Raw genomic sequence first — 9,818 nt, forward strand, 5'->3', positions numbered from 1 at the left:
CAATTCCGCCAGAACCTGCGCTACACGAACGTCGCCAACGATCTCACCGGCGTGCGCAGCGAGGGTCTGCAGTCCGACAATCAGACGCTGAACCGCTCCGAGAACTACGTGGTGTCGAGCTCGCGCAACTTCGCCCTGGACAATCAGGTGCAGGCGGACTTCCTGACCGGTCCATTCGCGCACAAGATGCTGTTCGGGGTCGACTACCTCAAGACCAAGAGCGACTCCGACTATCGGTTCGCGATGATCTCGCCGATCAACATCTTCAACCCGGTGTACGGCTCGGCAATTCCCTCGGCGTCCTCGCTCTCGCCCTTCATTAAGGTGGCCTCGGATCAGGAGCAGGTCGGCACCTACATGCAGGATCAGATCAAGTTCGACCGGTTCACCGTGTCGCTGACCGGCCGCCACGACTGGGCCGACGCCACGACGGTCAGCACTGGATCCTATCCGGCGGCGGGCACCTATCCGCAGCGCGATCAGGCCAACACCGGGCGGGTCGGCCTGAACTATCTGTTCGATTTCGGCCTGGCGCCGTATATCAGCTACACCACCTCGTTTCAGCCGATCACCGGCACCGATCGCCTCGGCAACGCGTTCAAGCCGACCACCGGTGACGGCAGCGAAGTCGGCCTGAAATACAATCCGACCGGAACGACGCTGCTGCTGACCGCGGCGCTGTTCGAGATCAACCAGAAGAATGTCCTGACGGCCGACCCGGCCAACGTGTTCTTCAGCGTGCAGACCGGCGCCGCCCGGGTCCGCGGCTTCGAGTTCGAAGCGCGCGGCAATGTCACGCGCGAACTGCAGATCGTCGGCGGCTATAGCCATTTCGATCCGCGCGTGACCGCGGCGAACGACGGCACGGTCGGCAAGTATCTCACCAACACGGCGAAGGATCAGGCGTCGCTGTGGGCCAAATACACCTGGTTCAGCGGTCCGATCGCCGGCCTCGGGCTCGGCGCCGGTGTCCGCTACGTCGGCGAGACCTACGGCGACGCGGCCAATACGCTGCGCATTCCGTCCTACACGCTGTTCGATGCGGCGATCAGCTACGACTTCGCGTATCTGCGCCCGGAGATGAAGGGCTGGACCGCGCAGATCAACGCGAAGAACATCACCGATCGCTATTACGTGGCGTCCTGCGTCACCAGTACGGCCTATTGCGGCCTCGGCTCGGCCCGCACCGTGCTCGGCACCTTGTGATACAGCTGGAACGCGCAGTGAGTCAGGCCGCCGCCAAGCGGTCGCTGAAGCGGTGGAGCTGGGTCCACAAATGGTCCAGCATCATCTGCACGGCGTTCATGCTGATGCTGTGCGTCACCGGCCTGCCACTGATCTTCCATCACGAGATCGACGAGTTGTTGCACGAGGAGGTCGCGCCGGCGGTGGTGCCGAAGGGTACGCCGCGCGCGGACCTCGACCGCGTCGTCGCCAGTGCGGTCGCCGCGATGCCCGGCACGGTGCCGCATTTCCTGATCTGGGACCGCGACGAGCCGGACGTGATGATGGTGAGCGTCGGCCCCGGCATCGAGGCCAATCCGGTCGACAACCGCATCGTCCGGATCGACGCCCACACCGCGGCGTTGCTCGACGCGCCGGACGTCACCGGTCGCTTCACCTACATCATGCTCAAACTGCACACCGATATGTTCGCAGGACTGCCGGGCAAGCTGTTCCTCGGGCTGATGGGATTGCTGTTCTGCGTCGCGGTGGTGTCGGGCGTCGTGGTCTATGCGCCGTCGATGCGCAAGCATCGCTTCGGAATGGTTCGCGCCGACCGGCCGCGCGTGGTGCGTTGGCTCGATTTGCACAACCTCGCCGGAATCCTGATGGTGATGTGGACGCTGGTGGTCGGCTTCACCGGCGTGATCAACACCTGGTCGGACATCGTAATCAAGCTGTGGCAGTACGGCCAGCTGGCCGACATGACGGCGCAGTATCGCGATCGGCCGCGGCCGGCGAAACCCACCTCGGTGCAGGCCGCCGTCGATGTCGCGGTAGCGGCGTCGCCGGGCATGCAGGCGTCCTTCATCGCGTTTCCGGGTACGATCTTTTCCAGCAAGAGCCACTACGCGGTGTTCATGCGCGGCGATACGCCGGTGACCTCGCGGCTGCTGCGCCCGGCGCTGATCGACGCCGAGACCGGGGCGCTGACGGATTCGCGCGACATGCCGTGGTACGTGACGGCGCTGTTCCTGTCGCAGCCGCTGCACTTTGGCGACTATGGCGGACTGCCGCTGCGGATCCTCTGGGCGATCCTCGACGTGCTGACGATCGTGGTGCTGTGGACCGGACTTTATCTCTGGCTGCGGCGGCGCACGCAGGCCGGGCACACGGTGCGCGCCGACCTGGAGCGCGGCGTCGGCCGTGAGGTGGCCGCATCATGACGGTGCAATGGTCGCGTCATCGCACGCTGCGCCAGATTTTTGCGTGGCCGCTGCTGATCGCAATTCTGAGCATGGTCGGGCTGCTCTCGGCGCTGCTCGGCGACGGCATCTGGGACGGCCTGTCCTGGGCAACGCTGGCGGTCCCGGTGCTGCTCTACGTCGCGTTTTATGTCGCCGCCCGCCGGTCCCGGCCGGGCAATTAGCAAGACGTAGTAACGCCACGGCCGGGTGTCGGCGCTGCCAGCAAGGCGTAAAGCTCTCCCCGCAAGAGCGAGGCGAGGGAGCGCGTTGCGTGCGTGGAAAGGTCGTGCGACTCAATCACGAGAGGTTCGCCGGCTTTCCGTGCCGCGCGTTTTGAGCGACCGTCCTGCATGTGCTATCCGATCGGCGTTGCACCACGCCGAGGTGGGAATGATCACGCGGCTTGCCGTTTCGGGCTACCGGTCGCTCCGCGATGTGCGGTTGGAGCTGGGGCCGCTCAACATCGTCACCGGCGCCAATGGCACCGGCAAGTCGAGCCTGTATCGCGCGCTGCGGCTGTTGGCCGATATCGCGCAGGGCCGGGTGATTCAATCGCTCGCTGCTGAAGGCGGGCTGCAATCGACGCTATGGGCCGGCCCCGAGACGCTGTCGCGCAGCATGAAGCGGGGCACACAACCCGTGCAGGGCACCACGCGCAGCAACCGCGTCGCCCTCAAGCTCGGCTTCGCCGGCACCGATTACGGCTACGCCATCGATCTCGGCCTGCCGCTGCCGGATGCCACCTCGCTGTTCGGCCGCGATCCGGAGATCAAGGTCGAGAGCGTGTGGACCGGCGAACTGCTCGGCCGTGCGAATTCCTTCGCCGAGCGGCGCGGCCCGCTGGTGCGGGTGCGCGACGATGGCGGCCAGTGGCGCGAGGTCTATCGCGAGCTGTCGGCGTCCGACAGCATGATGACGCACGGCGCCGATCCGCGCGACGCCGTCGAACTGCTGCTGCTGCGCGAGCGGATGCGCGGCTGGCGGTTTTACGATCAGCTCCGTACCGATCGCGACGCGCCGGCGCGGCGGCCGCAGATCGGCACCCACACGCCGGTGCTCGCCGGCGACGGCGCCGATCTCGCCGCGGCGATCCAGACCATCATCGAGATCGGTAATCCCGATACGCTCGACGCCACCGTCGACGACGCCTTTCCGCGCGCCCGTGTGATCGTCTCGGAGGCCGACGGCTATTTCGAACTGGCGATGCAGCAGCACGGCCTGCTGCGCGCGCTGAAGACCGCCGAACTGTCGGACGGCACGCTGCGCTACCTGCTGCTGGTCGCAGCCTTGCTGTCGCCGCGGCCGCCCGAGCTGATGATCCTGAACGAACCCGAGGCCAGCCTGCATCCCGATCTGCTACCGCCGCTGGCGCGGCTGATCGCGGCCGCCGCCGAGCGTTCGCAGATCATCGTCGTCTCGCATGCCGAGGCGCTGGTGTCGGCGCTGCGCCGGCAGGCCGATCCGCGCGAGATCGTGCTCAGCAAGGAACTGAGCGAGACCGTGCTGCGCGACCACGACCCGCCGTCGTGGAATTGGCCGTCGCGTTGATCGCGGCGGCACCATCGCGCGCCTGCGCAGTTGTCGCCGCACCCGCCTTCCGATAGGTTCCGCGCGCATTCCCGCCTGCTTCGCACGTCGAAAAGTTCCGCATGCTCGGCCGTCCCAAACTCGTTCTCGCCTCCGGCTCGCCACGGCGGCTCGCGCTGCTCAATCAGGCCGGCATCGAGCCCGACGCGCTGCGTCCGGCCGATGTCGACGAGACGCCGCGACGCGGCGAGCTGCCGCGCGCCTGCGCCAATCGCCTGGCCCGCGCCAAGGCCGACGCGGCGTTGAAATCGATTCAGCTCGACGACGATCTGCGCGGCTCCTATCTGCTCGCCGCCGACACCGTGGTGGCGGTGGGCCGCCGCATCCTGCCCAAGGCCGAGCTGGTCGACGAGGCATCGCAGTGCCTGCGGCTGCTGTCGGGCCGCAACCACCGGGTCTACACCGCGGTCTGCCTGGTGACGCCCAAGGAGGCGTTCCGCCAGCGCCTGATCGAGACCCGGGTGCGGTTCAAGCGGCTGTCGGAGGAGGACATCTCCGGCTATCTCGCCTCCGGCGAATGGCGCGGCAAGGCCGGCGGCTACGCGGTGCAGGGCATCGCCGGCTCGTTCGTCGTCAAGCTGGTCGGCTCCTATACCAATGTGGTCGGGCTGCCGCTGTACGAGACCATCTCGCTGCTCGGCGGCGAGAGCTTCCCGATCCGCCATGGCTGGATCAATGCCTCCTGAGCCGGCCGCCAAGGCCTCCCGGGAGAAGCGCTGCCCGGTCTGCGGCAAGCCCGCGGTCGCCGAATCGCGTCCGTTCTGCAGCGAACGCTGCCGCGAGGTCGACCTCAACCGCTGGCTGTCCGGCTCTTACGCCATCCCCGGCCGCCCGGCGGACGACGAAGAGGATTGAGGCCGGGTCGTCAGCCCGGTTTCGTCCGTCCCAATCCGACAATTCGAGCCTTGGCCGGTCGCGCGGCGCCCCGCGATTTTCCCCGCCCAAACCCGTCCCGGACGGGTGGACAGCGCCGCCTGGCCTGACTATAACCCGGCGCTCCCCCGGCCTCGCGCCGGGCGGACGCCCAGGTAGCTCAGTTGGTAGAGCATGCGACTGAAAATCGCAGTGTCGGTGGTTCGATCCCGCCCCTGGGCACCATTCTCCTCCTGACCTTGATCGATTTCTTCAGCCTCCCGATCTCGCCCACGTCCACGTGAGCAGTGCGGCTGACCCCACACCCGCGCTTGGCCTGCCGCGATGCGCCTTTTCCTCAAATCTTGAATTCGTTTTGCTGCATCGCGAGATGAGAGCTTAACCAGTTCCGGCAGCGGGTAAGCCGAAGGTTGCGCGATTAAGTTTGCCTTAATCCGATACCGCGAGGAATGCGCTCGTAAATTTACGAGGGCTTCATGCGGGTTCGTGCTCTTTTCATGGTGTGTGTCGCGGCGATGACGGTGGTCATCGTGGCGGCGGCGGCGGTGTTCGTCGTTCAGGGCTGGCGTGACTATCGCAATGCCGACGAGGCGTCGCGGATCGCGGCAGCGATGACGGCGCTGTTGCAGGCTACCGAGCAGACCTCGGTGGGCCGTGGCCCGCACAATGCCGCGCTGGTGGCCGAGCCGCCGCCCAGCCCCGAGGCGCTCGCCAACATCGCTCGGGCGCGCGAGGCCATGACGCTGTCGCTGTCCAAGGCGCGGACCGCGATCGCGGCGGCCAGCTATGCGGATCGCGACCGCGCGCTCGCCACGCTCGATCGCGTCGCGGCTCAGCTCGCCGAATTGCAGGGCAAGCTCGACGCCGCCTACCGCGTCCCGCGCGGCGAGCGCGATCCGGCGCTGCTCAAGGATTACGTGCCGCGCATGCTGGCGGTCAGCACCGCCCTCAACGGCGCCGCCCTCGGCCTGGAGCGTGCCGCCACGTTGGCGCATGAGAGCGTCGGCAGTCTGATCGAAGTCGCGCGGCTCGCCTGGGACATGCGCGACGCCGCCGGCCGCCGCGCCAGTTACTTCACCCGCGCCGCCGGTAATGCCAAGAAGCTGACCATCGACGACATCGAGCAGGCCTCGGCGCTGACGGGCGAAATCCGCCACGCCTGGGTCCGGCTGCAGGCGACGGCGTCGGAATTCGGCGACAGCGGAGCACTGCAAGCCGCGGTCAAAGCCGCCGAACCGGAATTCTTCGGCAAGGCCGATCGCTTCATCGCCGAGCTGACGGCGAAAGGTCTCGTCGGCGGTGATTACGGCTATTCGTTTCAGGAGGTCCTGACTCGTCTGGTGACGCCGGCGCTGTCGGTGATGCCGATCCGCGACGCCGCGATGGCGCAGGCGGTGCGGATCGCTGAAGGCGAGCGTGACGCGGCGATGATGCGCCTGATCGCCGTCTGTGCCGGCCTGGTGCTGGTGCTTGCGATGGTGGTCGGCGTGGTGATCGCGTTCGATCGCCGCGTGGTGCGTCCGCTGGTGGCGATGACCGCTGTGATCTCGCGGCTTGCCGATGGCGACCATGGTGTCGAAGTGCCTGCGCGCAATCGCAGCGACGAGATCGGCGAGATCGCCGGCGCGCTAGAGACGCTTCGCGTCAACGCTGTTGCGGCCGCCGAGCTCGAACGCGATGCTGAGGTGCAGCGACGGGCTCGCGAAGCCCGTGCCGCGCGGATCGAAGAATTGGCGCGCACCTTCGACGAAGCCAGCCACGCTGCGATCCGCGAGGTCACCATCGTCGGCGAGGAAATGCGTGACGACGCCGAATTCTGCTCGAAGCTGGCGGCCGGCGCATCGTCGCGCGCCACTGACGTCGCTGCCAGCGCCGAAGAGGCGTCGGTGAATGTCGGGACCATCGCGGGCGGCGCAGAGGAGATGAGCGTGGCGATCGCCGCAGTCGCCGAACGTCTCGAGACCTGCGCCGGCATCGCGGCTGCGGCGGTCCGCGAGGTGGCGGACGCCAACAGCCGCATCGAGGGACTGAGCGGCGCGGTCGACAAGATCGGCGCCATCATCAAGTTCATCCAGAGCATCGCCAGCCAGACCAATCTGCTGGCCCTCAACGCCACCATCGAGGCGGCGCGCGCCGGCGAAGCCGGCCGCGGCTTTGCGGTCGTCGCCACCGAAGTGAAGGGACTTGCGACCCAGACCGCGAAGGCGACCGAAGAGATCGCCGCGCAAATCGCCAGTGTCGAACAGGAGACCGCCGCGGTGGTCGAAGCGATCAAGGTCATCGCCCAGACCATCGATCGGGTCGATGCGGTGACCGGCGACATCTCGGCATCGGTGATGCAGCAACGTCAGGCCACCGGCGAAATCGCCGCCAATGCGCAGCAGGCGGCGGCCGGCACCAAGAACGTTTCCGCCAATGTCGGCTCGGTGTCGACCGCGATGGCGGATGCCGAGGCGGCGGCGCTGCGGATGATCGCCAAGGCCGGCGATCTGTCGGTGCGCAGCACCGATCTCACCGCACGGATCTCCGAATTCCTCGGCGGCGTGCGCGCGGCCTAAAACCGCCGCGTCGTTGCGCCATCATCCGCTTGGATCGGCACCCTGCCGGTCCGAATGCCGCACGCTCGCCGTCGGCCACTCCTGCACTCCAAAGAAAGAAGCCGCATGCCTCTCGATCGTCGTCAGCTCCTGCAACTGTCTCTGGCCAGCGGACTCGCCGGCACCTTCGGCCTGAAGGGCTCTGCCGTCCGCGCCGCCGAGCCGGCGACCGGCACCAAATGGATATTCCTCGGCACCAAGGGCGGCCCGCGCGTCACCACCGGCCGCTCCAATCCGGCTAATGTGTTGCTGGTCGACGGCGTGCCCTATGTGGTCGATTGCGGCCCGGGCGTCACCAAGCGGCTGGTCGAAGCCAAGGTGGAGCTGCCGAGCCTGCGCTACATCTTCGTCACCCACATGCATTCCGACCACGTGCTCGAACTCGGCAACATGGTCGACAGCGCCTGGTCCGTCGGTCTCAAACACGAGGTCGATGCTTTCGGCCCGGTCGGGCTCGCGGCGCTGGTGAAGAACTACTGGGAGTCGAACAAGGCCGATATCGAGATCCGCATGCCCGACGAGGGCAAGCCGGACCCGCGCGAAATGCTCAAGGTCAAGGAAATCACCAATTCGGGCCCGGTGGTGTCGACCGACAAGGTCAAGGTGACGGCGTTCCGTACGCCGCATCCGCCGATCAACGAGAACAACTACGCGTTCAAATTCGAGACCCCCAAGGGCGTCATCGTCTACGCCTGCGACACCGCCTACAATCCCGAACTGGCGAAGTTCGCCGCCGGTGCCGATCTGCTGATCCACGAAGCGCTGTATCTGCCGGGCGTCGATGCCTTGACCAAGCGCATCAAGAACGCCTCGACGCTGAAGGCGCATCTGATGGCCTCCCACACCAGCACCGAGGACGTCGGCAAAATCGCCGCCGCCGCCAAGGTCAAGAAGCTGGTGATGACCCATCTGGTGCCGGGCGACGATCCGTCGATCACCGACGAGATGTGGATGGCCGACGCCAAAAAGCACTACGACGGTCCGATCGTCGTGGCGCGCGACCTGATGGAGATCGAGCTGTAATCGGAATCTCGAGGCCGCTTGGCCTTCAAGCGATCGTGCGGGCGCCGCGGCGCCCGCCTCGCAGGGCTGCTCAGCCTTGCTCCTGCACGATGTGGTCGCAATTCTCGCAGCGGTACACGGTGCGTTGCGGATGTTGCAGACGACGCGGCAACCGGCCGAGCAACTTCATTTCACCACCGCATTTGTCGCAGCGCTGGTGAGAGGCGGGGCCGGAATCGATGTCGGTCATTGCAGGCGTCGGCCGTTCTGTGGGGTCACACACGGTGGTGATACAACTGTAAATGCAACTTTACAGTCTGCCTATCCTGTTGTCAGGCTATGTTTCTGCTCAATTCCGGACAAACGGGTCCAAGATTCGTGCAACCCCACATTAGATTACCGGCGGCCTTGATCTTTGATGTCGACGGTACGCTGGCCGAGACCGAGGAGCTGCATCGGCAGGCGTTCAACGCGACCTTCGCGGCCGAAGGTCTGTCCTGGCATTGGGACGCCGCCGCCTATCGCAAGCTGCTCGAGGTCGCCGGCGGTAAGGAGCGCATCGCGCATTTTTTGCAGTCGCGGCCCGAAGGTCATGAGCGCGCCGCCCACCGCATCGCCGAGCTGCATGCCGGCAAGACCGAGCGCTACACCGCCCTGGTCGCCGACGGCCCGAAGCTGCGGCCGGGCGTGGCCCGGCTGATCGGCGACGCCAGAGCCGCCGGCGTGAGACTCGCGATCGCCACCACGACCAGTCTTCCCAATGTCGAAGCACTGCTGTCGGCGGCGCTGGGCGAAGGCGCGCTCGGCTGGTTCGCGGTGATCGGCGCCGGCGATGTCGTGCCGGCCAAGAAGCCGGCGCCGGACATTTATCTGCATGTGCTGGAGCGGCTGGGCCTGCCGGCCGAGCACTGCGTCGCCTTCGAGGACTCCACCAACGGCCTGCGCGCCGCCTGTGCGGCTGGGCTGCCGACGGTGGTGACGCCGGGGATCTATACCGAAGGCGACGACTTTTCCGGCGCGCTGGCGGTGGTCAGCGATCTCGGCGAGCCCGCGGCGCCGTATCGCCACCTCGCCGGAGCAGGCGCCGACGGGCAGTTGGTGACCCTCGACGCCCTCGGGCGCTGGATCAGCGTGGCCGTACGATCTTGAACACGCCGTGCGCCAGCACGATGCAGCGGCGCTCGACGCTGATTTCGGTCGAGGTGAAGATCAGGCTGCGGGTCGAGCGCACCACGCGCGGGCGCGAGATCAACAGATCGCCGATCTCGGCGGCGTCGACAAAATGCGTGTCCATCTGCACCGTGGCGAGGCCTGCGGCTCCGGACTGATCTTCGCCGCGATGCCGGAG

The 9,818-nt window shown here is 66.8% G+C and carries 10 protein-coding genes, 1 tRNA gene and 1 pseudogene; 10 read left to right on the forward strand and 2 right to left on the reverse strand.

What is annotated here, in order from left to right; all coding sequences use genetic code 11:
- From I5M_RS08875 to I5M_RS08915, 9 genes are all read left to right on the forward strand, one after another.
- A partial coding sequence (locus I5M_RS08875) for a TonB-dependent siderophore receptor (RefSeq protein ID WP_031335926.1) occupies positions 1-1,206 on the forward strand: 1,206 nt, incomplete at its 5' end.
- Between the two features lie 17 nt (positions 1,207-1,223).
- Positions 1,224-2,390: a PepSY domain-containing protein gene (locus I5M_RS08880; protein WP_022721072.1), complete on the forward strand. Its 1,167-nt coding sequence runs from the start codon at positions 1,224-1,226 to the stop codon at positions 2,388-2,390.
- Positions 2,387-2,593 carry a hypothetical protein gene (locus tag I5M_RS29410; RefSeq protein ID WP_022721073.1) on the forward strand — a complete coding sequence of 69 codons (207 nt, stop codon included), beginning with the start codon at positions 2,387-2,389 and terminating at the stop codon, positions 2,591-2,593. Before I5M_RS08880 ends, I5M_RS29410 begins: the two co-directional genes overlap by 4 nt.
- A gap of 208 nt (positions 2,594-2,801) precedes the next feature.
- Positions 2,802-3,959 carry an AAA family ATPase gene (locus I5M_RS08890; RefSeq protein ID WP_022721074.1) on the forward strand — a complete coding sequence of 386 codons (1,158 nt, stop codon included), beginning with the start codon at positions 2,802-2,804 and terminating at the stop codon, positions 3,957-3,959.
- A 101-nt stretch (positions 3,960-4,060) separates the two neighbouring features.
- The gene (locus I5M_RS08895; RefSeq protein ID WP_022721075.1) at positions 4,061-4,684 is read left to right on the forward strand and encodes a Maf-like protein; all 624 of its coding nucleotides are present in this window, start codon (positions 4,061-4,063) and stop codon (positions 4,682-4,684) included.
- On the forward strand, positions 4,674-4,853 hold the full coding sequence (gene yacG, locus I5M_RS08900) for a DNA gyrase inhibitor YacG (RefSeq protein ID WP_022721076.1): 180 nt from the start codon (positions 4,674-4,676) through the stop codon (positions 4,851-4,853). The genes I5M_RS08895 and yacG overlap by 11 nt, the downstream gene beginning before the upstream one ends.
- Positions 4,854-5,020: 167 nt before the next feature.
- Positions 5,021-5,096 (forward strand) — tRNA-Phe (locus I5M_RS08905).
- Positions 5,097-5,347: 251 nt separating this feature from the next.
- Positions 5,348-7,429 (forward strand): methyl-accepting chemotaxis protein, encoded by a 2,082-nt coding sequence (locus I5M_RS08910; RefSeq protein WP_148287848.1) that lies wholly within the window; start codon positions 5,348-5,350, stop codon positions 7,427-7,429.
- Positions 7,430-7,534: 105 nt separating this feature from the next.
- Positions 7,535-8,491 carry an MBL fold metallo-hydrolase gene (locus tag I5M_RS08915; RefSeq protein ID WP_022721078.1) on the forward strand — a complete coding sequence of 319 codons (957 nt, stop codon included), beginning with the start codon at positions 7,535-7,537 and terminating at the stop codon, positions 8,489-8,491.
- Between the two features lie 70 nt (positions 8,492-8,561).
- On the opposite strand, the gene I5M_RS32670 is transcribed toward I5M_RS08915, so the two are convergent.
- The gene (locus I5M_RS32670) at positions 8,562-8,720 is read right to left on the reverse strand and encodes a hypothetical protein (protein ID WP_159103984.1); all 159 of its coding nucleotides are present in this window, start codon (positions 8,718-8,720) and stop codon (positions 8,562-8,564) included.
- 89 nt (positions 8,721-8,809) lie between these two features.
- Here I5M_RS32670 and I5M_RS08920 point away from each other — a divergent pair, with 89 nt between their 5' ends.
- On the forward strand, positions 8,810-9,619 hold the full coding sequence (locus I5M_RS08920) for an HAD family hydrolase (protein WP_022721079.1): 810 nt from the start codon (positions 8,810-8,812) through the stop codon (positions 9,617-9,619).
- Here I5M_RS08920 and I5M_RS08925 read toward each other — a convergent pair.
- Positions 9,597-9,818 (reverse strand): annotated as a pseudogene (locus I5M_RS08925) (PaaI family thioesterase); the annotation flags it as partial. The gene I5M_RS08920 and the pseudogene I5M_RS08925 sit on opposite strands and share 23 nt — an antisense overlap.

Source organism: Rhodopseudomonas sp. B29 (assembly GCF_000333455.1).
Lineage (GTDB): Bacteria > Pseudomonadota > Alphaproteobacteria > Rhizobiales > Xanthobacteraceae > Rhodopseudomonas.